This is a genomic window from Limnospira platensis NIES-39 (assembly GCF_026000695.1).
Lineage (GTDB): Bacteria > Cyanobacteriota > Cyanobacteriia > Cyanobacteriales > Microcoleaceae > Limnospira > Limnospira platensis.
In genome coordinates, this window is sequence record NZ_AP026945.1 from 4,347,462 (window position 1) to 4,373,888 (window position 26,427).

Below are 26,427 nucleotides of genomic sequence, written 5' to 3' on the forward strand. Positions count from 1 at the left end.
CGAGACGTTTAGGAGTCAAATAAGGCTGCAATGCCTGAAATAACCTCCTAGTGGGACTTGCACCCCTTGGTGGAATATAAGGGATTCGCACCCCTGACCATCCCATAACTGTTTATATGTCCCGACGCTTGGAGAAATCTAAGCAAGGCAGGGGACTCAAGGTCATAAACCAACTGAGAAATCAGGGCGTTGAGAGTAACGGCGATAGCCACCCCCAGTTTTGGGAATCACAATCTCAGGATTGAAGCTGGGAACGGAAGGCTCCGAGGTGCAACCCAACACCAGAATCGAGACCACTGCCAACCATCCATGATTAGGGAAACCGAATGTCCGGCTTGAACCATCGTAATAATATAGTAGCGAAATAGGTTGATACGCTGCGCTCAAAAGAGTAAGGGGAAAAGTAGGGGCTTCTATTTACTACCTACACAGACCTTTAAAAGTACCCCGGTGGAAAGGACAAATCTAAAGATGGAATGCCCATATAAACGGAACGTTTTAAGTCCTCCTGGACTCTGATTATCTGGTCGAGATATCAGTAGGGATAAGTGTAACCGCAAGTCCTAGAGGATGTGAGATGTGACCAGAAGCCAACGCCCAACTGTAATGGTAGGGATATGCTAACAGGTCACGGTTTGATTGTAAGAATAGAGTCTAGTAGGAGTCAATATGACGAAATCGAGAGAAAGTAAGGGATTTGGGAAACCAAAACTTACAAAGACGTGCGTTTGTATGGAGAAGTATTAACTGGGCCAAGGTTCAGAGATACGTCTTTAAGCTCCAAAAGAGGATATTTCAAGCAGCTAAATCGGGACAAGATGCAAAGGTAAGAAGGTGGCAACGTCTATTGGTGAAGTCATATTATGCCCGGCTCCTAGCAATACGGCTGTAGGGGCGGGTTCCACGGTCAGCCATGCTTCCCAACAGTCAGCTTAATAAACCCGCCCCCCAAGCGGGTCAAGGCAAGAAAACAGCCGGAGTTGATGGAGTAAGAGCAATCTCTCCAAGACAAAGGTTTGAATTTGTGGAGAGCATTAAGGGAAATCTCAAAGCCAAACCACTGCGACGGGTGTGGATTCCAAAACCCGGTAGGGATGAAAAAAGCTGGAATAGGAATTCCCACAATCCAAGACAGAGCAAGGCAAGACTTGGTTAAGTCGGCTTTCGAACCTGAATGGGAATCGAGATTTGAAGGCACTAGTTACGGGTTCCGACCCGGACGGTCAGCACAAGATGCAATAAGTAGGATTTACCAGAGTATTAATAAAGGTGAATATTACGTGCTAGATGCTGATATAGCGAAATGTTTTGACCGAATAAACCATGATTACCTACTGTCCAAAATTCATTGTCCAAGCTGCCTAAAAAGAGACCTGAAACAATGGCTCAAAGCTGGTGTGCTAGATAACGGTGTATTCGAGGATACAGAAACAGGGACACCTCAAGGAGGGGTAATAAGTCCAATACTCGCTAACATCGCATTGGATGGCATGATTAGGTTCATAGAGACAATGTATCCAAAGAAAGCAGACAGAGCGCAGGCTACTGTTATAAGATACGCCGATGACCTTGTAGTGATATCCCCATCACTAGAAATCATTGAACAGTGCAAGACTGCTATTTCTGAATGGCTAAAACCTGTAGGACTAGAAATAAAACCTGAAAAGACTCGAATCTGTCATACACTCAAAACTATTGAGTATGACGGTAAGACAGAGAATCCAGGGTTCGACTTTCTAGGATTCAATATCAGGCAATATCCAGCAGGAAAATACAAATCTGGGAAAACAGGCGGGGCAGCAAGCCGATTAATCGGACATAAAACCCACATAAAACCCAGCCATAAAGCAGTTAAAGCCCATACAGAAGTGATTAAAGGTGTAATCAAACAACATAGAACAGCACCTCAGTCAGCCCTGATAAAACATCTAAACCCGATTATTCGGGGATGGTCAAATTACTACTCAGCGGTAGTCTCAGCAGAGACCTTCAATAAGCTAGACCTCATAATCTGGTTAATGTTACGGGCATGGACAGCATCAAGATGCAAAGGGGTGAACTACGAAAAGCTGAGGAACTATTTCAGACATGGAACGGTTAAACTTAGCAATGGGAATGAAAGACAGGAATCTTGGTTATTCCAGACCAAAGAAGGATTCCAATTATGGAAACATAACTGGACCCCAATTGTCAGACACACCTTAATACGCCCCGACGCAACACCATACGATGGAAATTGGACTTACTGGGCAACCAGGAGAGGACAAGCAATCGATACGCCAAATAAGGTAGCAAAAGTACTTAAAAAGCAAAAAGGCAAGTGTACCTGGTGCGGGCAATTCTTTACCCCATCAGATTTAATTGAAGTAGACCACATTGTACCTAGAAGCCATGGCGGAAAGGATGAATACAAAAATCTTCAACTATTACATCGCCACACCCGCGATGATAAGACAGCTCTTGATGAAGAGATGATGCTGTACTCTTAACAAGGAGACGGTCAGACTAGGAGCCGTATGAGGTGAAAGTCTCAAGTACGGTTTTGAATGGGAGGGGTAGACCGTGAGGTCTATCTCGACCCCTAATTATTCTATTTTTGTAAAATTATAATAAATAAGGGATCCACACTCCTAGAATGGCTATCATAGAAGGATTCACTCGACGAGAAACCCTCGACCTAACGGCTACCACCTCCAATCGCCTGCAATACCTAGAACGGTGTCAACTGGTAGTCCCGCACCGAATCAGCAACTCCCGAAGGCCCACCGTGATTTATACCTGGGAGCAGGTTTTAGAAATCCGGGCCATCAAAAATCTTCGAGAAGTCATCTCGCTCCAGACGGTGAGAAGCATTATCAAATTCCTCGATGAGAGCGGATTTGACGATAGCTTACGTGACAAGCAGCTAGTCGTTATTGATGAAGAGGTAATCTGGGTTCAGCAGGATTGGAAAGACTTTGCCGACAAACTCCCGTCAGTTCTGAAGGTGGCAGGACATAAAAACAAAGATGTGGGTCAGTATCTCTTGGTGGTTATTCCACCTCTATCTCAAATTGTGAACGAGGTATGGCTGGCGGCTGAAAAATCGACTGTAGTCCATTTTGAGAGTTTTAAGCAACGGGCTAAAGCCAAACCGACTCAGGTAGCATGAAAGGATTCTCAGAGGGACACTTCAACAGCAACCCCTATGTCGGTATCACCCCTAGATTTCCTCACGGGTATCACTCTATCTGGCGATCGCAACTATCCACCCTATTACCCATATTAGAAATTTACCCTCTATCTTGCGTTCTGGTGGCATCCTGGCTAACAAGCGCTTAAAATTTCAGCGGATCAATTATGTAGATATTGCTCACGAAACTATTCAGAATAAACGCGCTCAAATTAATATCCCTTGTTCAAGGGGCGGCACGCTTCACGATTACGTTCCCTGGTATTTTGCGCCTCGTTCTCCGATGCTTTATGCCATCTCCAGAGGCAATGTTCAAGGATATGAAGAGGGGCAAAGTCCGGTGGTTCACTTAGTGGCTACAGCGGAGGATATCGCAGCGGCAGGTCTTCCTTTAAAATCAGTTAAAATGAATGGGTTGATCACAACGAGAACTCGGGAATTTTTATCCGGCAATGATTCAGTTTAAGCAAGGCAACCTATTGACCGAAACGACTGAGGCCCTGGTGAACACCGTTAACTGTGTCGGTGTCATGGGTAAGGGGATTGCTTTGCAATTTAAGCAGGCATTTCCGGAAAATTTCCGAGCCTATAAAACAGCTTGTGATGCTAAGAAAATCCATCCCGGGCAGATGTTCGTAGTTGCTACCCATGAGCTATTTCCAAAATACATCATTAATTTCCCCACTAAGCGCCACTGGAAGGGAAAATCTAAAATAGAAGATATTGAATCGGGATTAATTGCACTGGTTGAGGAAGTCAAGCGGTTAGAAATTCGCGCTTATCGCGATTCCTCCTCTGGGATGCGGAAATGGGGGCTTAGATTGGACGGAAGTCAAGCCTCTCATCGTTCAAGCTTTTGCGGAAGTTCCGGATATTGAGGTGGTTATTTTTGAACCCACTGGTGCACCTGTTGCGCCTCAAATTCCAGTGGCTACCTCTACCCCCAAAATGACCCGGGGACGGGCTTTATTGATTCGCTTGCTGGAATTGTACGGCATTCCCGGGTATCGCTTAACTAAGCTGGAAATTCAAAAACTCGCCTATTTTTTGCAAGTAGCAGGCGAACCGTTAAGACTGCGCTATATCAAACATCAATTTGGCCCTTATGCAGAGAATCTCAATCATGTTTTGCAAAACATTGAGGGTCATTACATTCGCGGATATGGCGATCGCACTGAAACCTCTGCAATTTATGTATTAGAAAAGGGTCGTGACGCTGCCGATCGCTTTTTATCAGAACATCCCGATACCGGCGATCGCCTGCAACAAGTCAGCGATTTAATTGAAGGATTTGAGACGCCTTACGGGATGGAAATGTTGGCAACCCTTCACTGGATTGCGACGGAAGATCCGCCAGCGGCAATGGATTGCGATCGCGCCATTGAAAGAGTACAGGAATGGAGCGATCGCAAACGCACTCTATTTAAACCCAACCATCTGCGAAAAGCTTGGGAACGCCTTCACTCTCAGAACTGGTTTCATATCAATAGGGATGCCGAAACCCAATAATGTTCATGACCAAAAAAATGAGGGGATGATTAGTATTGATGAAACTGCCCGATGGAGAACCAGAGGAATTTGATAAGCTGGAGTTGTAGATTTCTGAAGTGGCGATCGCAGATTTCCGATTTTACAGATAAAATAGTCCCACCTCTTAAAATATGACCCTAAAAGAACTAGAACCCCAACTCCTAGCCTTAACGCCAGAAGAAAAAGCCCAAGCGATTCAAATTCTCGCCCAAAGTTTAAGTAACGCTTGGAAAGGGATTGAAAAAACCCCCGGAGTCTGTGGCGGCGATGCTAGAGTCGCTAATACGCGCATCCCCATTTGGTCTCTCGTCAACTCTCGTCGATTAGGGGCATCTGATGGTCGTATTTTACAGGATTTTCCTCAACTCAGCGCCGAAGATTTAGTCAATGCTTGGAACTATTCCCAGGCACACCCAGATGAAATGGAAGCGGCAATTCACAGAAATGAGGAAGATTGAAATAGGGCTCGTCTTTATGCCGATGAAAATTTTCCTCTTCCCATTGTCGAATTCCTGCGTTTAGTGGGTCACGATATCCTCACCATTGCCGAAGCTGGCAAGGCAGGATTGGGAATTCCTGACGAAGAGGTATTGGCATTTGCCGTTCATGAGGAACGGTCTATTTTAACGCGGAATTGGGATGATTTTAGACGACTGCACCGCTTTCACCCCAATCATTACGGCATTATCATCTGCAAAGAAGATTTGAATACAGAAAGACAGGCACAGCGGATTGCTGATGCTATTGCCAGGGAAGAAAATCTCAAAGGTCAATTGATTAGAATTACTCGGGCATCAGAACCGGGAAATAGCATCTAAACTAGGCTCGTTTGAATTGACCCCCGATGGCCTAGTTAGGACTCTCTATTGATTGAATTATGCTATAATCGATTAACTTTTTTATTTGAAATTATCCTATGCATAGAATTATTATTGATGTCCCGGATGAACTTTCGGGACACCTGACACAAATCGGCGAGATTCAGCCCAACTATAAAACCCAGTCTAGGGATACTGATATCAATGCCGAACTCCATCAGTTTAAATTGTGGCGATCGCTGCCTTTATGGAAAAAAGCTGCCATAGTCAGCGGTTGGACAAAAGGGGTTTGGGAAATGTCTCTCATGGCGATTCAAAACCGCTATCCTCAAGCCAGTCCATTAGAAATTCGTCATCAATTCGCACTTCGCACCCTAGATGATGAAACAGCTTTAAAAGTTATTGGGCAAAACCTAAATCAACCCGTTATGATTACTGACCCGATTTCTCAGGTACTTGTGGTGACGGCAATTCTCGACCAACTTGGTATCCCTTACCTCATCGGTGGTTCCGTTGCCAGCAGCTTATTAGGAGAACCTCGCAGCACTCAAGATATTGATTTGGTGGCAGACTTAACCTTACCCAAGGTTCAACCATTAGTCGCGGCATTGCAACCTCGATTTGATGTGGACGAAGATACCGTAAAATCCGCAGTCCGCTATCAAAGTTCGTTTAATATTATCGACAATGAGTCGATTGTAAAATTTGACATTTTTATCTTAAAAAACAACCCATTTAGCCGATCTGAATTTGAACGTCGTCAAGTGCAAATTGTTCGCACTAACCCTGAGCAAACCTTAGTTTTGCCGAGTCCTGAAGATATTATCTTACAAAAGTTACTGTGGTATAGAGATACCAATTTTAGCTCAGAAAAACAGTGGCGAGATATTTTAGGGGTGATGAAGTTACAAGGCGCTACCCTTGATTTTGAGTATCTGCAATATTCGGGAGAACAACTCAAGTTAGCAGAAACCCTAGACCGAGCTTTGGGCGAATCAGGATTATTGTAACCAGTTGATGGATATCTGATGACTGACTCTCCCCCTATCTATCTCGACTACCACGCCACCACGACCGTTGACCCCAGAGTGGCTGAGAAAATGCTGCATTACATGACGGTAGAATTTGGTAACGCCAGCAGTATCGACCATATTTATGGCGATCGCGCCCAAAAAGCAGTTTCTCAAGCGGCGCGACAAGTGGCGGAATTAGTCGGCGCTTCCCCAAGAGAAATCATCTTTACTTCTGGCGCTACTGAAAGCATTAATTTGGCTATTCAAGGTAGCATCATTAATCATAAATCCCCATATTTGCCGACAATGGCTGTCTCTCCGGTGGAACATCCAGCGGTTTTAGATACGGGTCAGGCTTTAGTTAAACAAGGGTTAATTGATATCACTTATTTGTCCGTTGATCAACAGGGTAAAATCGACTTGGCATCGGTGCATAAGGTTTGCCAGGATGGGGTTTCTCTGTTATGTATGATGGCTGCTAATAACGAAATTGGGACGATTTATCCCATGGCAGAAATTGCTAAAATTGCCCAAGCTCACCAAGTCCCTTTTTTGTGCGATGGGTCCCAAGCTGTGGGCAAAATACCTATCAATTTTGAGGAATGGGGAATCACTTATTTGGCGATTTCTGGTCATAAACTCTACGGACCAAAAGGAGTCGGGGCGTTGGTGGCTAGAAAAGGTTATCCACTCAAGCCGATTCTGTTTGGCGGCGGACATCAAGGAGGAATTAGGTCTGGTACTCTCAACGTGCCGGGAATTGTGGGGTTGGGAGAAGCCTGTCGTCTGCGAGGTTTGGAAATGGCAGAAGATGAGGCAAAAATTGCTAATTTGCGCGATAAATTACAGGATTTACTACTTGACAAAATACCGGGTTTGGTGATTAATGGAGATATTAATCATCGCTTATCGGGAAATCTGCATATTTCGATTCCAGATGTTCCTAATAGTGCGATTATAGCACGGGTGCGCGATCGCCTGGCAATTTCTACGGGGGCGGCTTGTTCCTCTGGAGTAGAAGCACCGTCCCATGTTTTGCGGGCGATCGCTTTATCCCCAAATGCCATGGAAGGTGCTTTGCGGATTGGTATCGGCAAATTTACCACTGAGTCGGAAATTGATCGCGCTGCGGAGATTTTAGGGGGTGCTATTGGTACTATCCGTGAGGTGATGGAAGCCTAGGGCGATCGCCTAATTCCCTCAACTACGCCACACTCACCCAGGGGCTATTTTGCCTCAAATATCCTGTGCTCTTATCTACTAATAAATCACGTCAACCATAAAAAAACCAGGTTAAAACCCTGATATATTTGGGGCTATAACCTAGTCAATTGCTAATAGTAATTAAAGGGTAATTACTGCTCAATAATTCCCGCATAATTATGATTATGATAACACCAAGCCAAAATAGTCCCAGCGGCGAACAGTTTTAAGGCTTCCAGACTTAGGTAGCTAAAGTGTAGTTGATTCATCCCCTCTGGAGTCGATTCAACAGCGTTAAATAAATTCAGATTTACACCTAGGGCAGTCATTTGGGGGGTGAGGCTATAGGTGTACAACAAAGCGATCGCCAACAAGATAGAAGATAACACCGTCAGGGTACGAATCCGATTGCTGAACCCTTCAGGAAGAGTCATTCCTAAAACCATCATTCCCGTTAAAGCTAAGGCGGCGCAGAGGATTTCAATATGATTAAATGCCGTGAAAACTATTCCGCCTGTAGAGGCAAAACTAGGTTCTTGCATCATCCCAGATAGATACATCGCTGGCATAATTACTACATCCAACAGTAGGCTACCACCAACCCACAATGCCATGGTCATCAGAACCAGAGTTAGCCAGCGGGAGGGATTGTATTGAACTTTAGGTATAAATGTCATGAATAATACCTCGTAACTTCTAATTTACTTATTGACCAGTGTAGCGAATTTTTGAGGAAGTAAATATGAAGTATTTTTGCGATTTTCCGTGGGCAGAGGATTGTTAAGAAGTTTGTCGTAATTTAACTAAATGCGATCGCCTTCTATCCCCTAGCAGATGGTGATTTGCTCCCCTCTTAGGGTGATAGCCCATAGATATGGGTAATTGTTATTAACTTTTGTTACAATTAATTCTATGATTAAGTAAGATGAAGTTGGGTAAAGGCGAGAAAACGTGAAAGCAGTAATTCTACTCTCTGGTGGACTTGATTCTTCCACAGTGCTGTATCAGGCGAAAGCTGATGGCTATGAATGCTATGCACTGTCATTCAACTACCAGCAGCGACACCTACGAGAATTGGAAGCGGCGGCTAAAATTGCACAGGCGGCGGGGGTAGCAGCTCATCAAACCGTAGAGTTTGACCTCAAGCGTTGGGGAGGGTCAGCCTTGACTGATGATAACATCGATTTACCTTGCGATCGCACTTTGGCGGAAATGTCCGCAACCATCCCCATTACATACGTCCCCGCCAGAAATACCATTTTTCTGAGTTTTGCACTCGCCTACGGCGAAGCCATCGGAGCCGATCGCATTTATATTGGAGTCAATGCACTAGACTACTCAGGATATCCCGACTGTCGCCCTGATTATATCGTCGCCATGCAGTCCGTGTTCCGTCTGGGAACCAAACAAGGACGCGAAGGTAATCCTATCACCATCAACACTCCCCTAATTGACCTCAAAAAAACAGATATCATCCAATTGGGGAACAGTTTAGGGGTTCCCTGGGAGCATACCTGGTCTTGCTATGGGGGAGAAGCTGAAGCCTGTGGGGTATGTGATGCTTGTCGTTTGCGTCTGGCTGCTTTCCAAGCCTTGGGGTTAACTGATCCCATTTCCTATGCTAAAAGATAAAATTTAACTAACCCTTTACTCCCCCCTCTCTTTTCCTAGCGCCAAACACTCCCTAACAGTTCCCTAAAAGTTAATTCTATGGAAGACCAATTTTCACAATCTCCCAATTCTGATGCTTATGAAGCTCTGTGTCAAGAAGCCACTGTTCTGCATCAAAGAATTACCAATCTCAAACAACTTCTCGCAGAAACCGAACGGGAGAATCAGAAACTACGCACTCAATTGGAAGCCCAAGATACTCTCAAAACCGAGAACCCAACCCCCCCAAAAACGCCCGTAATTGCACCAGATAGCTTGACTATGGCTCCCACTCCTCAACAGGTGTCGAGACCCACTAATACTAATGGCAAAAATCCTCAAGCGCCCTTGAACGGTAATGGCTCCGTAAATGGTTACCAACCCGCCACCTCTACTAGGGCTAAAAGTTCATCAACAGCCACTCTGATTAAGCCACCAGAACCTCAAATTTCCCCCGATGATGATGACTACCTCAACCAAATTCCTGATGAGGTAGAAATGTCTCTGTTTGACCACCTGGAAGAATTAAGACAGCGCCTTTTTTACTCATTAATTTCTGTGGTGATTGGGATAGTTGTTTGCTTTATAGCAGTTAAACCAATTGTCCAAATTTTAAAGGTTCCCGCTCAAGGGGTAAAACTTTTACAATTGGCTCCGGGAGAGTATTTCTTTGTCTCCATTAAAGTCGCGGGATATAGCGGTTTACTGGTGGCGAGTCCGTTTATTATTTTTCAGATTATCCAGTTTGTTTTACCCGGACTTACCCTCCGGGAACGACGAATTTTGGGACCCGTTTTTCTGGGGTCAACTTTTCTGTTTTTAATCGGATTGGTTTTTGCTTATCTGGCTATTGTTCCGGCGGCTCTCACCTTCTTTATTAATTATGGTTCTGATGTGGTAGAACAGCTATGGTCAATTGCTGAATACTTTGAGTTTGTCCTGAAATTGCTGTTGGTAACTGCGATCGCATTTCAAGTGCCAATTATTCAGATTGTTTTGGGGATATTGGGTATTGTATCTTCTGGGAAAATGTTATCTATCTGGCGATATGTGTTGATGGGGGCGGCTATTCTGGGGGGATTTTTAACCCCCTCTACTGACCCCTTGACTCAAAGTCTGCTGGGAGGCGCTATTGTGTTTTTATACTTTGGCGGCGTGGGGGCGGTTAAACTTATGGGAAAATAACTTTTTTAGGCGATTTTCTCGCTCCTCTGGGGAGTCTTCCGCCCAATTCCACAGGCTTTCATAGAAGAAAAAACAGACTCCCGCAAAATGGCGATCGCGTACATTTTTTACCTGTTCTTCCAAGATGTTAGTCGCTGTAGGACGATTTTTGAGACCGCTTAAAATCCCGATCGCCACCGGAATATGATTTTTCGCTAATTCGATTTCTGCTCGTTCTAGTTCCCTAATAAAATGAGACATATCAGAACGATATATTTGCGGCACTAGCTCTTCTATCCAACCTTTTCTTTCCCAGGTAAACCAGTCCTGAAGATAAGCCGGAAGCGCAAAATGTAGGGGGTTCGGAGACAACGAAATCAGACAATCTTCTTGAATTGCTTTCACCCCATAAAATACCTTCTCCATCAACTTATTAAGTTGGTCGGCTCGCCATCTCACCCAATAGGTATCTAGGGGATTTTCTGGCGGTGATTGACCTTGATGCTGCTCCTTAAATAGTTTAACGGTAAAGGGGTCATAACCTAACTCAGCAGGTAAGCCAAAATGATCATCAAATTGAATGCCATCAATATCATAGTTCTTGACAATTTCGGTGACTAGATTTAAAATGAATTGTTGTACTTCGGGATGAAAGGGATTTAACCACACCCACTCAGGATTTCCTCCCGGTTTCGTGAAACTACCATCTTGGGTTTGTGTTAACCAGTTCGGGTGAAGTTTGGCTAATTCTGAATCAATGGGAGCCATAAACCCAAACTCAAACCAAGGAATAACTTTTAATTCCCGTTTATGTCCTTCCCTCACCACCTCCGAGAGCATATCTCGTTTTTGTAATCCGGGGTGGGGGTCTCTGGAAATACCAAACACCTCCTCAGCTACACGGCTAGGATATAGGGTATAACCTCCCTGCCACACTGTGGGGTAAATAGTGTTAAAATTCAGGTTTCGCAGGCGGTCTAAAGCCTGAGTTAAGCCGGTTGTTGAAAATAAAATATTGCTGTCAACATTGGTTAGCCAAACTCCCCTAATTTCGGTGACAGACCTCGCTGGAATTGGAGAACTAGAGGAAATGGCGATCGCCACAAAAACACTAACAGCCACTACCAATAAAATCAACAGTTTCGGCAAGGTATAGCGCGTTTTAGTCATCTCTTCTCATTCCTACTTGTGTCTGTCGGTGAATGATTCTTAATTATCCACGATGATCGTAAATTATTAAGATTTCGGCTATCAATTGGCTGCTATGCTTTTGTGGTAGACTCTCTCAGAGAATATGCTATTCTGAAAAAAATGGCTCTAGCAGTATTGATCGTGAGGTAAGTTAGATGAGTGCTTTTGGGTTTGGCACGATGGCAGAGGATATAAATATATCACCATTATCTGACCTTACCGATATTATTGATCACGAATCCATACGCTCAGAACCAGAAACCGAGGAGATCGGACTCCTTGACAATGGGGATAATGGGGATAATGATACCCTTCCCGTGGATAATGGCGATAATGGCGATAATGGCGATAATGACACTCTTCCCGTGGACAATGGGGATAATGGCGATAATGGCGACAATGGCGACAATGGAGAGGAGGAGGAGGAAATCCCTTTTATCCCAGAACCCGCGCCACCCACTCCTGAACCCACACCTGCACCTTTTGAGCCCACACCTCCGCCTGTTGCTCAACCGACACCGCCGCCTCCGGTTCCCATTCCGACACCACCTCCGACACCCACACCCACACCAGCACCCACACCCACACCCACACCCACACCCACACCCACACCCACACCAGCACCCACACCCACACCTTCGGAACCGACTCCTACACCTTCGGAACCGACACCCACACCTTCGGAACCGACACCCACACCTACACCTTCGGAACCGACACCCACACCAACTCCCACGCCGACTCTACCCAGTGCAGATTATGTTTTTGAGGGTGGCGACGGTAATAGTTTAATCTTGGGAACAGAAGGAAATGATTTGCTCTATGGTGGGGGTGGTAACAATACCCTCTATGGTTTTACGGGGAATGACACTCTTATCGGAGGTGGGGGTAATGATCTCCTGTATGGGGGTCAAAATAACGATTTCTTAGATGGGGGAAATGGTAACAATACCCTCTATGGCGGTTTAAATGATGACACCCTATTAGGGGGAATTGGTCGCGATCTGCTATTTGGAGAAGCAGGTAATGATTTCTTAGATGGCGGCGACGGTAATGATACCCTCTATGGCGGCGAGGATAATGATACTTTATTGGGTGGCAATGGTAATGATCTTTTGTTTGGGAATCAGGGAGATGATAGCCTAGATGGGGGTCCGGGTGATGATACTCTCTATGGGGGGAAAGGTGATGATACTCTGTTGGGTAGTCAGGGTAATGATATACTGCTAGGAAATATGGAAAATGATATCCTCTATGGCGGAGATGGGGATGATTGTTTATATGGTGGTCAGGGTAATGATACTCTCTATGGGGGTCGAGGTAGGGATTATTTAAGTGGCGATCGCGGTAATGATTTCCTGGTTGGTGTTGATACTAGCGCTGATTTTCCGGGACTGACAACTATTGACACCCTGGTTGGCGGAGAAGGTTTTGATACTTTTGTATTAGGCAATGAAAACGGACCGTTTTACGATAACGGTAATGATGATATTAATGGTGTGGCTGACTATGCTTTGATTTTGAATTTTAACAGCACTACTGATGTCATCTTACTGAGTAATGACGATTATTTATTCTCTACTGATATCCCCCAACCCCTCCCACAAGGAACTGCTATTTTCCGTCGGACTCCCGGCGAAAATGAGTTGATTGCTATTTTAGAAGGGGTGGTCGGTCTTCAATTTGATGGCACTAATCTTGATGATGGACCGATTAGGTTTATCTAGCACCACAAAAATGATTGGGTGTAGGGTGCGTCAGACACCGAAAACTGAAATCCACACCGGATAATTGAGGGCTGACGCACCACAAAAATGATTGGGTGTAGGGTGCGTCAGACACCGAAAACTGAAATCCACACCGGATAATTGAGGTCTGACGCACCACAAAAATGATTGGGTGTAGGGTGCGTCAGACACCGAAAACTGAAATCCACACCGGATAATTGAGGGCTGACGCACCACAAAAGGCGGCTGAAATCCACACCGGATAATTGAGGGCTGACGCACCACAAAAGGCTGCTGAAATCCACACCGGATAATTGAGGGCTGACGCACCACAAAAGGCGGCTGAAATCCACACCGGATAATTGATGGCTGACGCACCCTACAGGTGAATGTATGCACATAATGGCGTTTTTGTCAAGAGGTACAAAAAAAGCGATCGCTTATTACTCGAAAACTCGTGCATCGTGAATTTAATATTTTGCTGAGAGAATAATTTATCTGGCGATATAATCGTAGTTGTAGCCTTTATTTTTGCATAATGACAGAGTAGCCCCTTGGTATCTATTTCTGAGATGATACCATAACCCCTATAATCTCGTCAACTTTTTGCGAGGGATTTTCAATAAAAATGTATTAATTCTTAACGTTCTTTGGAAATTCCAATCGATGGGGCTGTATAAATTAGTAAAGTTTATGTGATGGTGGGTTTTGGGGGGATGGATTGTTGATGAAAAAAAAGGCTATCCTGAAAGTGGATAGCCTGTGAATTATGAAGGAAAAATGGGGTTAAAAATGAGGCTTAGGCGATCGCAGCCATTTTGACATCGCTAGAAGCTAATAACTCCTGCAACTCCTCAGAATCAACGGTTTCTTTCTCGATGAGCATTTCTGCCAAACTATCGAGAACAGGGCGATTTTCTTCGAGGACTTGACGAGCGCGTTTATAAGCCTCATCAACCAAAGCGCGGACTTCTTCATCAATAGCGGATGCGGTTTCCTCAGAGAAATCACGCTCCGACATAATATCGCGACCGAGGAAAACATTACCCTGCTGACGACCGAGAGCCACCGGACCAAGGCGATCGCTCATACCAAAGCGGGTAATCATTTGACGGGCTACCCGTGTGACCTGCTGGAGGTCATTAGAAGCACCTGTAGTCACTTCTTCCTCACCAAAGACAATCTCTTCGGCTAAACGACCACCGAGGGCGACAGCCATTTGATTTTGCAGGTAAGAACGACTATATAAACCCGAGTCCATGCGATCTTCACTAGGCATAAACCAGGTTAATCCACCAGCGCGACCACGAGGAATAATACTGATTTTCTGAACTGGGTCATAGTCAGGCATCAACGCCCCAACTAAGGCGTGACCAGCTTCGTGGTAAGCCACTAGGGTTTTGCGTTTTTCGCTCATCACCCGATCTTTCTTCTCAGGACCTGCTAAGACGCGATCAATGGCATCATTAACCTCATCCATAGAGATTTCCGTGAGGTTGCGCCGGGCGGCTAAAATGGCTGCTTCGTTTAACAGGTTAGATAAATCAGCCCCAGTAAAACCAGGAGTCCGACGGGCGATTTTATCGAGATCTACATCCTTACCAAGGGTTTTACCTCTGGCGTGGACTTGCAGAATTTCCGAACGACCAGAATAGTCGGGGCGATCGACTACTACTTGGCGATCGAACCTTCCCGGACGCATTAGGGCTGCATCTAGTACATCAGGACGGTTAGTAGCAGCAATAATAATAATGCCTGTATTCCCTTCAAAACCATCCATTTCGGTCAGTAACTGGTTAAGGGTTTGTTCCCGTTCATCGTTACCACCGCCAAGACCTGCACCCCGTTGGCGACCAACTGCATCAATTTCATCAATGAATACGATACAGGGAGCGTTAGCTTTGGCTTGCTCGAATAAGTCCCGGACGCGGGAAGCACCCACACCGACAAACATCTCCACGAATTCTGAACCGGAAATGCTGAAGAAGGGAACTCCGGCTTCCCCGGCTACGGCTTTGGCGAGGAGGGTTTTTCCGGTTCCCGGAGGTCCTACCAATAGCACGCCTTTGGGAATTTTCGCACCAATGGCGGTGAAGCGATCGGCGTTTTTGAGGAAGTCTACTACTTCGCTCAATTCCAGTTTGGCTTGCTCAATACCCGCTACATCTCCAAAGGTAACTTGGGTTTGGGGTTCCATTTGGACTCTGGCTTTGGATTTACCAAAGTTCATGGCTTGGCTACCTGGTCCGTTTTGAGCGCGACGCAATAGGAAGAACAAGCCCACTAGGAGCAAAATCGGGAAGAACAGGCTACTTAATGCTCTGAACCAAAGTCCTTCCTCCGTTTGGGGTTGTACCGCAATGTCAACATTGTTTTCACTCAGAATGTTGATCAGATCTGGATCATTGGGTAGATTTACTAGGATTTTGGAGCCATCCTGGGCTGTAACTAGGGCTTTAGTGCGATCGGCACTAATACTGACTCGTTCAACCCGGTTCTGTTGGACTTCCTGGACAAAGGTGCTATATTTCCAGGTTTCCCGGCTTTGGGGTTGTTGGTCAAACAATGTCGTTGCTAAGGCGATGACGACAATAGCCAGCATTGCATATAAGACCGCGTTTCTCCACCGTTTATTCACGGGGGTCTATCCTCCTACTGATTTTTTTTCGATCCCAGATTCTCTGGTATCTTTGATATTATGTTTACCAATCTTAACGTATTTTTCAGAAATACGGGGTCTGGGAACAGATTAACTCTATTGGACTCTTATTGAACTGTATAGTTGGACTCGCATTGCTGAACTCATGGGGAATTTTGCCAATCTAACAGCTAGTTCTGAGGTTTTGCGACTCAATGACCAGGCAGGAGATTGTCTGGCTCGCGGGCGTTTCTCTGAGGCGATCGCAGCTTGTCATCAGGCCATCAAAACCCAGCCCCACCATTTTGGAGCTTATCATATCCTCGCTCAAGTGTTGCAAGCCCAGCATAAAGCCTCAGCCGCGACTAGGGCTTATCGCATCGCCCTAGAACTTAATCCTGATTGTACTACGGCTCAACAGGGTTTATCACAAATTCTGGCTGCATCTGGAGAGGATTTGTCGTTTCCTCCAGGGGATTATGTCTCCTCTGGGTTGAGGAAAATTAAATGCGATCGCTATTTCCCCAATTTAGTTGTTGATAACATTAGTTCTAAGTGGCAATATAACCGCCGAGAAATTCCCCATAATCGCTACGTTGATCAACAATTCCCTACGGTGGGATTTATTACCAGAGATGAAGCACATATTCTATATAATACCGCCTTGCAATTCGCTGGTAAACCGGCTTTAGAAATTGGTTGTTGGTTGGGTTGGTCAACCTGTCATCTCGCTTTAGGTGGGGTGATTCTCGATGTCATTGACCCCGGTCTGGCTAATCCGGTTTTTTCCAGTCGCGTGCGCTCTTCTTTACAAAAGGCTGGCGTGATAGAAAGGGTTGAGTTAATTGCGGGTTACAGTCCCGCTAAGGTTGCCGAAATTGCTCGGAGTTGTCATCGTCGCTGGTCTCTCATTTTTATTGATGGCAACCATGAAGCACCAGGACCGTTTTTAGATGCTCAAATTTGTGAACAGGTGGCGGCGGATGATGCTTTGATTTTGTTTCATGATTTGGTTTCTCCTGATGTGTTTGCGGGTTGGAATTATTTTCGCGATCGCCGTTGGAATGTCGCCATTTATCAAACTAAACAAATCATGGGGGTGGCTTGGCGTGGAGACGTTCAACCTATTGCTCATCAGCCAGACCCATCTGTTAATTGGACTCTCCCCAGTCATTTACAATGGGAATGGATTTTTAATAATCATTCTCGGCAGTTTTACTATCCAATTATTGATGAGTTGGTCGCCGCCAATCCTGGACAAATGACCGGAGAAGAATATCGCTATATTGCTGATATTATTCATCCTCAGACTCCCGGAAATTTGCTAGTTTTTGGCGTGGGTAAAGATAGCGGTTTATGGATGGATATTAACCCCCACGGTAAAACGGTATTTTTGGAAGATAACCCCCAGTGGTTAACTCAGGTGAAAAAGAGCTATCCCCATTTAGAAGCCTATCATGTGGATTACCAAACTCGGCGACAAAATTGGGCAGAATTGTTGATGAAATTTGAACAGAGGGAGGATTGTTTATCCTTGGATTTACCTAATTGGATTTATGATATATCATGGGATTGGATTTTAGTTGATGGTCCGGCGGGATATACACCGGAAACACCGGGGAGAATGAAAAGTATATATTTGGCTTCCCAATTAGCTATCAAATCTGGTGATACTGATGTGTTTGTTCATGATTGCGATCGCACCGTTGAAATAGCCTATACTAGCTATTTCTTTAAGCCCAATCATTTGGTTAAGCAAATTAGCAGATTAAATCATTATCGGGTTTCTCCCGGTCATTAATTAAAAGTGATTTGGGCGGTTATCTGGTCTTTAGAAATTACGGATTTATGAAAATTTTACACATTTTACAAGGATTTTCTCTAGGAGGTGCATCACGGTCTGTAGTAGCGATCGCTAAAGATGCTACCCTCAAACAATTGGATCAGGTTCATTGTGCTATTTCTTTGACTCCCGCGCATCCCCAAGCAGTCAAATTAGCCGAAATGGCTGGTTTACAGGTAATTGAATCACCTAATTTAGAGATAATTTATCGAGAGATAGCACAGGCGGATATTGTTCATATTCACTTCTGGAATACTCCAGAATTATATGAATTATTACAGTTAAATTTACCTCCCATGCGGTTGCTAGTGTGGCTGAAAGTAGTAGGCGATCGCTCTCCCCATATTGTCACATCGGAATTAGTTGATTATGCAGATATTTTGTTAGCCACAACTCCCTATAGTTTAGAGATACCCGCCATTAAATCCCGTAGTGATTTATTCACCAATAATCAAATTGGAGTAGTGCCAGGAATTGCTGATTTTAGCCGTTTAGAATCTTTAAATAATCGCCCTCACCAGGGTTTTAATGTCGGTTATATTGGCACAGTTGATTTCTCCAAACTCTATCAAAATTATATCCCCATGAGTGCCGGGGTGCAAGTTCCTGATATTCGTTTTATTGTCTGTGGGGGAGGAATTGAAAATAGCCTTAAACAACAGGCAGCAAGTTTGGGAGTTGCCGAAAAATTTGAGTTTCGGGGGTATGTTGAAGATATTAAATCCGTCTTAGAAATCCTCGATGTGTTTGGCTATCCTTTAGTTGAGGATACCTATGCAACTAGCGAAAAAAGTCTACAGGAAGCTATGTATGCGGGGATAACTCCGGTGGTTTTTCCCCATGGAGGGATTAAGGGGTTAGTTATTAATAATCAAACCGGATTAGTCGTTAACAGTGAGAGGGAATATCAGCAGGCGATCGCATATTTATATCATCATCCCCAGGAGAGATTGAGATTAGGAAATAATGCCCGAAATTATGCCCAACAATATTTTAATCCCCAGGTTTCTATTGATAAAATTCATCAAACTTATCATCAGTTAATGAAGTTTCCTAAACGGGAACGCCGTTTAACTACCGGAAACCCCCAAACAGGTGCAGCATTATTTGTGCAGAGTTTAGGAGATATTGACCCTCAATTTAAAGTTAGTTTAACATCTAATCATCTCTCCGAACAGTTAGAAAGCGATCGCCACATTTCGACAGCTTCTCCCGGACTGTGTAACCCCGGTGGTGGTGGTTTATTTCACTACCGCAATTGTTATCCTCAAGATGGATATTTGCGCTTCTGGTCAGCATTAGTTTTGCAAAAACAGGGACGACATCAGGAAGCAGTTAACGAGTTTTACCAAGCATGGCAAAATGGTGGTAATATTGGGCGAGTCCTGTGGTATTTAGCCAATTCTGCCGAACAAATCGGTAATCATAATTTAGCGCAACAAGCCATTAACCGAGTCCTAGAGTTAATCCCTAATTTTACCCCCGCCGCAGACATGAAAAAGCGGATTAACTCATTATCAACACCAGCTACAAAATCTTCAGTTAATCACGCGCAACTAAATTTACAGCGTCAGTTTTGGAATGTTGATTCTATCCAAGATGCCATGTTTGCGCGAGTGTTGACATATCCAGGAATTGAGAAATTATCACCAGCCGAAAGACAGCAAGTTTGGGAACAGTCAATTTATCGAACTACTCAACAAATTCTTCAAGGTCTCCCTAGTCAACCCCATTGGAAAGTCTTAGAAATTGGTTGTGGTGTCGGTCGTTTAATTAAGCCTTTACGGGAAAGATTTAACCGAGTCGATGGGGTGGATATTTCGGAAAATATGATTGAGTTTGCTAAACAATACTTAGCTGATGGTCAATCTAATGGTGAATTATATGTCAATAATGGATCTGATTTACAAGATTTACCAGGTGAATTTTACGACTTAGTTTATTCTACCATTGTTTTTCAACATATCCGATCGCTATCTGTGGTTAAAAGCTATTTTAGCGAAATCTTTAGGGTATTAAAGCCAGGGGGATACTTCCGCATTCAAGTTCACGATCGCAGTGCGGAAAATTTAGGTGATTTTGATGAAGAAGGCGCAGAAAATCAGCAATATTATTTATACGGAAACGCCTACACTGATACACAACTCAGGGATTTATTAATCGCCGCCGGCTTTAATTTAGTTTCCCTTGAATGCGCTAAACCTTGGATTTGGTCAACGGTTCAGCGACCAGAAACGAGGTTAACATCACCCAAAGTTTCCGCCATTATTTCCACCTATAACTCCGCCAAATTTATAGAGGGATGTTTGCAGGATTTGGTCAATCAAACATTATACCATAAACAGCAGCTAGAAATTATTGTTATTGATAGCAACTCCCAGGAAAACGAAGCAGAAATAGTAGCCAATTTTCAAGCTAAATATCCCCAAATTATCTACCATCGCACCGAACACCGAGAAACCCTTTATGCCGCCTGGAATCGAGCCATAGAACTCGCCAAAGGGGAATATATCACTAATGCTAACACTGATGATAGACACCGTTTCGATGCTTTAGAATTAATGGCTAATTATTTAGACCAGCATTCAGATATTGCCGTTGTTTATGGCGATCAACTTATCACCCACAACCCCAACGAAACCTTTGCTAATACCCAAGCTAACCAACGCTGGAACTGGCCAGATTTTAGTTATCAAGAATTAGAGCGCCGCTGCTGTCTCGGTTCTCAACCTATGTGGCGCAAATCTCTCCATCAAAAATATGGCGATTTTAACCCGGAATTTACAGTAGCGGGAGATTATGAGTTTTGGCTGAGAATTGGCAAAACTGAAAACATCGCTAAAATACCCGAAATCTTGGGGTTATATTTTGATAATCAGGATGGATTAGAAAACAAAAACCCCACTACTTACACGGAAACTCAGAAAATTTGTCAGCAATATGGTATTGTTAATATCCCCAGAACTATATCTAAACCAGTATCAGTCTGTCCAGGGGAAATGAAACCTTTAAAATCGCCTGAAAAATTCCATATTTTAGTTTATACTGACGAACCGAGGATTTATGGAGTTGGACAATATAATCACTCAATTCTCACCCAGTTAATTAAATCTGGTTATCATGTTAGTTGTGTACAAAGTCGAGAATCTCATTATTTGTTAGACCAACAAAAACAGTTAGGAATTCAACATTTTTGGTTAGACTATGATTCAGTTAAGGACTTTCATCAAACCTTAACAGACCACACTACTGCTGAAACTATTTTTACCAAGGCGAAGCCAGACCTAATCCTGTTTAGTGATTGCTGTCCAATTTCTAATTTAGCTGCTAAACAAGTGGCTATGAGGTTAAAAATACCTTTCGTTATTACAGAAAATTTTGTAGCGCCTTATTTAGCTAAACAGTTTCAGTCTTACTTGGGTCAACTGGCGGAGATTTATCAGCATTCCCAGGAAGTTATCGCCGTTTCTCAAGAAAATTTACAGCAGTTGTGGGAACTTTTCCAACTACCTAAATCACGGGGTCGCGTAATTTACTATGGACGACCCAGGCAGTATTTTAGTTTAGTTAATCCTACTACAGGCGATCGCATTCGTAAACAACTAGGCATCCCCCCCAATGCCATAGTTGGCTTCACCTCAGCTAGATTAGAATCCATCAAAGGCTATCAATACCAATTACAAGCCATTCAACAACTGAAAAACACCCCCATTTGGTGTCAACTATATTTTCTATGGACTGGTGGAGGTAGCTGGGAAAATCAACTAAAAACAGAAATCCAAAAATTAGGCATTACTGACCAGGTTAAATTGCTAGGATGTCGTCATGATATTCCTGACTTATTAGATGCCAGCGATATATTTATTTTACCCTCCGAATTGGAAGGAATGCCCTTATCAGTAATAGAAGCAATGGCGAAAGGATTACCTGTAATTGCTTCAGCAGTTAGTGGCATTCCTGAAGAGTTAGGAAACACGGGTAAACTCTTGTCTGACCCTAAAATAAATGCCTCAGCAACTATCACGGAATTAATAGAAACTATTAAAGAGTGGGTTGCTAATCCCTATCTACGGTATTCTATTGGTCAAGCCTGCAAAAAACGAGCCGAACAAATGTTTACAGAACAACAAATGTTAACCCAAACCATGGAAGTTATTAAAACAGCATTACCTACTAATATACCACTAATTTCTGTAATTATTCCCTGCTATCAACAGGGGGAATTTTTACCAGAAGCAGTTGCCAGCGTTGTGGCTCAAACTTACCCCCATTGGGAAATTATCATTGTTAATGATGGTAGTCCTGACCAAACTAGCCAAGTGGCTCAACATCTTATTAAAATTTTTGCTAACCACAAAATTAGCCTCATAGAAACCGACAATAAAGGTTGTGCTAGTGCTAGAAATACTGGCATCAATCAAGCCAAAGGTGAATATATTTTACCCTTAGATGCTGATGATAAACTTAGCTCTTCTGCCATGGCTAGTTTAGTAGAAGTGGCCCTCAGCAAATCTCATGATTGCGTGATTTTTGGCTCCTATGAGATTTTTGGCACTGAACAGCGAAAAATTGTAACTGCTGACGAATATTCCTTAGAAAATCTCAAAAAATATAATATGCTGGTGTGTACGTCTTTATATCCCAAAACTGTCTATGATTTGACTAAAGGATATAAGGAAGAAATTAAGGAATCGGGATATGAGGATTGGGAATTTTGGCTAAATTGTCATCAACATAATATACCTTTTTATGGTATACGAGAAACAGTTTTATATTATCGTCGCCATCCTGGTTCTAGGGTTGTGCAGTCTTTTCAAAATCGAGATTATTATAAAGCTCAGGTAATGAGTTACTATCCTGATTTCTTTGATGCTAAATCTCAGCCAGTTGAGTTGATTTTAAATGCTAGTGGTAATTTAAATCTACAAAATTTTGTAGATTATGCTCAAAAATATCAGCAAAATTCCCATGATGAAGTAGCCTTAGAAAATCTCCGTAATGCTCGCAAAGCTGTGTCTGAGATGTGGTTAAAATTAGAAACAGAACAACTCCCCCAGGCTTATCAGGAGAATTTAGGTCAAGTACATAAGTCTCTACTCAACTCTGGTATCAAAAACGAAATTTTCCGCGATGATGAACGTCTGTATTTTCAGGAAATTAAATCCTATTTGAGTCAAGGCTTTAAGCAGCCAAAAACTCTTCAGTATTTACTCGCTGGGATGTTATATGGTCGTGCCGATCAGCTAATGCTTACCTTTGAGGAGTCTTTAATTCCCACTTGGTTGGCTGAGGACTATTTTAGATTTTTATTTGAGGTCCCCCCCCTATTCCAAGAAATGGGAGATGCAGATAATTACTCCCGCTATCGGATACGGTTATTAGATTTTGTTCGGGAACGTCTCCAGCAGCAGCCAGACTATCCCCTATGGCAAAAGTTAACCAGTATGTTGCTAGAAAGGGGGAATTTTATCCCTAACTATTTCGCCGATTTTAACTTAAAACCTCTGTTTTGTAGTCGGGCTGAGTTGTTTCATCTCTTCCTACAAACCCGCGATTTTAAGTTGGATTACTCCTTCCCAGAACGTCCGAGCGATCGCCAAAAAATTCGCCTAGGAATTCTTAACGACCACCTCAACCCCCAAACCGAAACTTACTTAACATTACCAGCTTTTGAATATCTCAATCGGGAACAATTCGAGATTATTTTATATGTTACCCAAGCCAACAATCATCCCCTAGAGCAATACTGTAGATCCCGCGCTGACCGTTTAGTTAGACTACCTGATGATAAGTTACAACAAGCAGCCACTATTCGCGCTGATAACCTCGATATTTTGCTATTTGGAACTAATGTAACTGCCATTACTAAACCCGTCACCTTGTTAGCATTACACCGACTAGCGCGAGTACAAGCTACCCTATTTTCATCACCTGTTACTACCGGAATGAGATATATGGATTATTATATTTCTGGTCATCTTTCCGAGGGTGCAGAGGCTCCTAATTTCTATCGAGAAAATTTAGCTGTTCTCAACGGAACTGGCTTTTGTTTTAACTATTATGCGATCGCACCTCAACCCGCCACCGTTAAGCCTCACCGCAGCCAATGGGGAGCCAATGACCAAACAATTGTCTTTATGTCCGGCGCAAATTTCTATAAAATTATCCCAGAACAAGGGGAAACCTGGGTGAAAATTCTCGCTCAAGTTCCCAATTCCATTTTAGTGCTTTATCCCTTTGCTCCTAGTTGGAGTAGCAACTATGCTAGTTCCCAATTTATCCGCCGAATGTACGCCACCTTGAGCAAATACGGAGTTGAAGACAAACGCTTAGTTCTGATTAAGTCTCTTCCCAGCCGTACCGATGTTAAAGCCTGTTTAGAACAGGGGGATATTTATTTAGATTCCTACCCCCACTCTGGCTCAAACTCCTTAGTGGATCCCCTAGAAGTGGGATTACCTGTAGTAGTCAGAGATGGAGATACTTTGCGTTCTAAACATGGTGCCGCTATGATGCGATCGCTTGGGATTCCTGATTTAATTACCGACAGCGAATCCTCCTATATTAGTTTGGCTGTTACCCTCGCAAATACTCCCGAATTGCGACAGTTAAAACGCCAAGCCATTCAACAGAAAATGGCGGCTAATCCTGAGTTTTTGGATAGTCGCGCCTATGGTGCGAAAATGGGAGCTTTGTTAACTCAAATCTTCCAAAATTACCAATCTCAACAGCAAGTTATAGATTTACATAATCCCCAAAAACGACAGCAGTTTTTAGCGGAATTGGTCGATCAAGTTAATCTCTATGAACTTGACCCCAATAATACTATGGTGGTAAATAAATTACACAAAATTCGTCGTGGTATGGTAGAATACTGGTTAAGACAACCACCCGAACAATTAGAACATCTTTATCAACAACAGATAGGTAAAGGTTATCAAATTTTGCTCAATAGAGGTATTCAAAAACAACCCTTAACTGATGAAGAACAAGCATTAGTTAAGACTTGGACAAAAACTGCTATGGGACTGACTGAACCCCATGCAATTAATTGTTTAATGGCGGTGATGTTGTATTCTCAACCTGGTAAAATGCTGGTGCGAGATGCGGTTAATCGTTTACCCGCCTGGTTGCTTCCTGATTATCAGCGAGTGTTTGAAAATGCCGATGCGATCGCTCAAATTAAACAAACCTTAGCCACGACTCAAACCCAGCCAACTCCTGTCAATTCTCCCCAGGTAACACCAACGGTCACTGCTGTAGATGTCTCAACTTTTGTCAATCGATTAATTGGGTGTGTCAAATTATTTAATATCGACCCCACAGATACTAATATCACCGTAGAATTGCGACAACTGCGGTGGCAATTTGCACAGTTTTGGCTCAATTTACCTGAACACCAGTTAGAGGAGATGTATCAGAGTCCCCTCGGTGATGGCTATCGCAGTTTGTTAAATAGTCGCCTGCAAAATGAAATGTTAACCCAACATGAATGGGATTTTCTACAACAAGTAGGAAACCATCTCCGACAGGGTTTAGATACACCGCGATCGCTTAATTATCTCATAGTGGCTATGCTATATTATCGACCGGAACAACTACAAATTAAAGACCTATCTCGCCTTCCTAGTTATCTGCAACGAGATTATCAAAATTGGCATTCCTTGAATAGTTGATTTCAATAGTTGATTTGAACTGTTGCACCCCAGTCTATTTGTAACCGAGATTTAGCACTATCTCCGTTAGCCGCAATTTCTATCCAACCGTGGGAACCAATGAGGGTTAAAAGATGACCTAGTTCGACTTCTCCATAGGTTCTATGGCTGCTAATATTAGGACTGGGGGTGCATTCAGGAAAGCTAACAGTCCAGGATTTATCTGCTACCATATCTCCCGGAATATTAGTAATTAAATTCCCAAAGCGATCGATATATTGAATGCTGCCTTTAATGCTCGTTTCTGTGATTTCTAGGTCTGGTATTGACAGGTCAATGAGGGTATCAGAATTAATCACAGTACCTAAATCCCTAATTGGCACACCAGAGGCGAGATAAGCAGCCACAGGACTAAAGATATCTCGACCATGAAAAGTAGTGCTGGGTTGGGAATTTCGCCAGTATTGATGATTAGTTAATTCCACTGCTGTAATTACACCATACTGCTTAATTAAACCCCCGAATAAGCCGTTATCAGGTCCGACAACATATCCGTTAGTAAATTGTAGTGCGATCGCCTTCCGTTCAGTTCCCACCCCCGGATCTACTACCGCAATGTGAACAGTACCTTCAGGAAAGTAGGGGTAAGCATTCATCAAACAAAACCGCGCCGCCATCAGATTTTGGGGAGGAATTTCATGGGTTAAGTCAATCACAGTTAGGTGGGGGTTAATTTGGGATAATACCCCTTTCATTACCCCCACATAAACATCACTTAAACCAAAGTCTGTCAATAATGTAATTATACCAGATACAGACATAT

The 26,427-nt window shown here is 43.5% G+C and carries 19 protein-coding genes and 2 pseudogenes; 16 read left to right on the forward strand and 5 right to left on the reverse strand.

What is annotated here, in order from left to right; all coding sequences use genetic code 11:
* Nucleotides 1-116: 116 nt before the first annotated feature.
* From N39L_RS21450 to N39L_RS21500, 11 genes and pseudogenes are all read left to right on the forward strand, one after another.
* Nucleotides 117-245: a hypothetical protein gene (locus N39L_RS21450; RefSeq protein ID WP_286133200.1), complete on the forward strand. Its 129-nt coding sequence runs from the start codon at nt 117-119 to the stop codon at nt 243-245.
* A gap of 424 nt (nt 246-669) precedes the next feature.
* Nucleotides 670-886: pseudogene (locus tag N39L_RS21455) on the forward strand (reverse transcriptase N-terminal domain-containing protein); the annotation flags it as partial.
* A 27-nt stretch (nt 887-913) separates the two neighbouring features.
* Nucleotides 914-1,156 carry a hypothetical protein gene (locus tag N39L_RS21460; RefSeq protein ID WP_014276328.1) on the forward strand — a complete coding sequence of 81 codons (243 nt, stop codon included), beginning with the start codon at nt 914-916 and terminating at the stop codon, nt 1,154-1,156.
* Nucleotides 1,095-2,489: a group II intron reverse transcriptase gene (locus N39L_RS21465; RefSeq protein ID WP_043468489.1), complete on the forward strand. Its 1,395-nt coding sequence runs from the start codon at nt 1,095-1,097 to the stop codon at nt 2,487-2,489. Before N39L_RS21460 ends, N39L_RS21465 begins: the two co-directional genes overlap by 62 nt.
* A gap of 146 nt (nt 2,490-2,635) precedes the next feature.
* Complete coding sequence (locus tag N39L_RS21470; protein WP_006617491.1) at nt 2,636-3,151, forward strand: MerR family transcriptional regulator; 516 nt, start codon at nt 2,636-2,638, stop codon at nt 3,149-3,151.
* A 133-nt stretch (nt 3,152-3,284) separates the two neighbouring features.
* Entirely contained in the window at nt 3,285-3,638 is a 354-nt protein-coding gene (locus N39L_RS21475; RefSeq protein WP_006617490.1) for a DarT ssDNA thymidine ADP-ribosyltransferase family protein, read from the forward strand.
* Nucleotides 3,625-4,681, forward strand: a pseudogene (gene darG, locus N39L_RS21480) (type II toxin-antitoxin system antitoxin DNA ADP-ribosyl glycohydrolase DarG). Before N39L_RS21475 ends, darG begins: the two are co-directional and overlap by 14 nt.
* Nucleotides 4,682-4,833: 152 nt before the next feature.
* Complete coding sequence (locus tag N39L_RS21485) at nt 4,834-5,160, forward strand: DUF433 domain-containing protein (protein WP_006617489.1); 327 nt, start codon at nt 4,834-4,836, stop codon at nt 5,158-5,160.
* Nucleotides 5,161-5,223: 63 nt separating this feature from the next.
* Nucleotides 5,224-5,520, forward strand: coding sequence for a DUF5615 family PIN-like protein (locus N39L_RS21490; protein ID WP_006617488.1), 297 nt, complete (start codon nt 5,224-5,226; stop codon nt 5,518-5,520).
* 98 nt (nt 5,521-5,618) lie between these two features.
* Entirely contained in the window at nt 5,619-6,530 is a 912-nt protein-coding gene (locus N39L_RS21495; RefSeq protein ID WP_006617487.1) for a hypothetical protein, read from the forward strand.
* Between the two features lie 18 nt (nt 6,531-6,548).
* Entirely contained in the window at nt 6,549-7,715 is a 1,167-nt protein-coding gene (locus N39L_RS21500) for a cysteine desulfurase family protein (protein WP_014276333.1), read from the forward strand.
* Between the two features lie 173 nt (nt 7,716-7,888).
* Here the strand turns inward: N39L_RS21500 and N39L_RS21505 are convergent, their stop codons facing one another.
* Complete coding sequence (locus N39L_RS21505) at nt 7,889-8,413, reverse strand: potassium channel family protein (protein WP_014276334.1); 525 nt, start codon at nt 8,411-8,413, stop codon at nt 7,889-7,891.
* Between the two features lie 274 nt (nt 8,414-8,687).
* On the opposite strand from N39L_RS21505, the gene queC reads away from it, so the two are divergent.
* Together queC and tatC are read left to right on the forward strand one after the other, a co-directional pair.
* Nucleotides 8,688-9,368, forward strand: a complete 681-nt coding sequence (queC, locus tag N39L_RS21510; protein ID WP_006618808.1) for a 7-cyano-7-deazaguanine synthase QueC — start codon at nt 8,688-8,690, stop codon at nt 9,366-9,368.
* Nucleotides 9,369-9,668: 300 nt separating this feature from the next.
* Entirely contained in the window at nt 9,669-10,571 is a 903-nt protein-coding gene (gene tatC, locus N39L_RS21515; RefSeq protein ID WP_373869252.1) for a twin-arginine translocase subunit TatC, read from the forward strand.
* On the opposite strand, the gene N39L_RS21520 is transcribed toward tatC, so the two are convergent.
* Nucleotides 10,527-11,720: a glycoside hydrolase family 10-like protein gene (locus N39L_RS21520; protein WP_006618810.1), complete on the reverse strand. Its 1,194-nt coding sequence runs from the start codon at nt 11,718-11,720 to the stop codon at nt 10,527-10,529. The two genes, tatC and N39L_RS21520, sit on opposite strands and share 45 nt — an antisense overlap.
* A 176-nt stretch (nt 11,721-11,896) precedes the next feature.
* On the opposite strand from N39L_RS21520, the gene N39L_RS21525 reads away from it, so the two are divergent.
* Nucleotides 11,897-13,468, forward strand: a complete 1,572-nt coding sequence (locus tag N39L_RS21525) for a calcium-binding protein (RefSeq protein WP_035737476.1) — start codon at nt 11,897-11,899, stop codon at nt 13,466-13,468.
* 30 nt (nt 13,469-13,498) lie between these two features.
* Here N39L_RS21525 and N39L_RS21530 read toward each other — a convergent pair whose 3' ends face one another.
* Both N39L_RS21530 and ftsH3 read right to left on the reverse strand, forming a co-directional pair.
* Nucleotides 13,499-13,867 (reverse strand): hypothetical protein, encoded by a 369-nt coding sequence (locus N39L_RS21530; protein ID WP_014276336.1) that lies wholly within the window; start codon nt 13,865-13,867, stop codon nt 13,499-13,501.
* 400 nt (nt 13,868-14,267) lie between these two features.
* Nucleotides 14,268-16,070, reverse strand: a complete 1,803-nt coding sequence (gene ftsH3, locus N39L_RS21535) for an ATP-dependent zinc metalloprotease FtsH3 (protein WP_190490403.1) — start codon at nt 16,068-16,070, stop codon at nt 14,268-14,270.
* A gap of 202 nt (nt 16,071-16,272) precedes the next feature.
* On the opposite strand from ftsH3, the gene N39L_RS21540 reads away from it, so the two are divergent.
* Together N39L_RS21540 and N39L_RS21545 are read left to right on the forward strand one after the other, a co-directional pair.
* Nucleotides 16,273-17,907: a class I SAM-dependent methyltransferase gene (locus N39L_RS21540; protein WP_006618676.1), complete on the forward strand. Its 1,635-nt coding sequence runs from the start codon at nt 16,273-16,275 to the stop codon at nt 17,905-17,907.
* A 47-nt stretch (nt 17,908-17,954) separates the two neighbouring features.
* Nucleotides 17,955-25,625, forward strand: coding sequence for a glycosyltransferase (locus N39L_RS21545; RefSeq protein ID WP_006618675.1), 7,671 nt, complete (start codon nt 17,955-17,957; stop codon nt 25,623-25,625).
* A gap of 2 nt (nt 25,626-25,627) precedes the next feature.
* Here N39L_RS21545 and N39L_RS21550 read toward each other — a convergent pair whose 3' ends face one another.
* Nucleotides 25,628-26,425, reverse strand: a complete 798-nt coding sequence (locus tag N39L_RS21550; protein ID WP_006618674.1) for an SAM hydrolase/SAM-dependent halogenase family protein — start codon at nt 26,423-26,425, stop codon at nt 25,628-25,630.
* Nucleotides 26,426-26,427 lie beyond the last annotated feature (2 nt).

Excerpts from the sequence above, each read along its gene's own strand:
- N39L_RS21485 (WP_006617489.1), top strand. The coding sequence starts at position 4,834 with ATGACCCTAAAAGAACTAGAACCCCAACTCCTAGCCTTAACGCCAGAA.
- N39L_RS21520 (WP_006618810.1), bottom strand. The coding sequence starts at position 11,720 with ATGACTAAAACGCGCTATACCTTGCCGAAACTGTTGATTTTATTGGTA.
- N39L_RS21500 (WP_014276333.1), top strand. The coding sequence starts at position 6,549 with ATGACTGACTCTCCCCCTATCTATCTCGACTACCACGCCACCACGACC.
- N39L_RS21465 (WP_043468489.1), top strand. The coding sequence starts at position 1,095 with ATGAAAAAAGCTGGAATAGGAATTCCCACAATCCAAGACAGAGCAAGG.
- N39L_RS21470 (WP_006617491.1), top strand. The coding sequence starts at position 2,636 with ATGGCTATCATAGAAGGATTCACTCGACGAGAAACCCTCGACCTAACG.
- N39L_RS21460 (WP_014276328.1), top strand. The coding sequence starts at position 914 with ATGCTTCCCAACAGTCAGCTTAATAAACCCGCCCCCCAAGCGGGTCAA.
- N39L_RS21545 (WP_006618675.1), top strand. The coding sequence starts at position 17,955 with ATGAAAATTTTACACATTTTACAAGGATTTTCTCTAGGAGGTGCATCA.
- ftsH3 (WP_190490403.1), bottom strand. The coding sequence starts at position 16,070 with ATGCTGGCTATTGTCGTCATCGCCTTAGCAACGACATTGTTTGACCAA.
- N39L_RS21525 (WP_035737476.1), top strand. The coding sequence starts at position 11,897 with ATGAGTGCTTTTGGGTTTGGCACGATGGCAGAGGATATAAATATATCA.
- tatC (WP_373869252.1), top strand. The coding sequence starts at position 9,669 with ATGGCTCCCACTCCTCAACAGGTGTCGAGACCCACTAATACTAATGGC.
- N39L_RS21540 (WP_006618676.1), top strand. The coding sequence starts at position 16,273 with ATGGGGAATTTTGCCAATCTAACAGCTAGTTCTGAGGTTTTGCGACTC.
- N39L_RS21450 (WP_286133200.1), top strand. The coding sequence starts at position 117 with ATGTCCCGACGCTTGGAGAAATCTAAGCAAGGCAGGGGACTCAAGGTC.
- N39L_RS21495 (WP_006617487.1), top strand. The coding sequence starts at position 5,619 with ATGCATAGAATTATTATTGATGTCCCGGATGAACTTTCGGGACACCTG.
- N39L_RS21505 (WP_014276334.1), bottom strand. The coding sequence starts at position 8,413 with ATGACATTTATACCTAAAGTTCAATACAATCCCTCCCGCTGGCTAACT.
- N39L_RS21550 (WP_006618674.1), bottom strand. The coding sequence starts at position 26,425 with ATGTCTGTATCTGGTATAATTACATTATTGACAGACTTTGGTTTAAGT.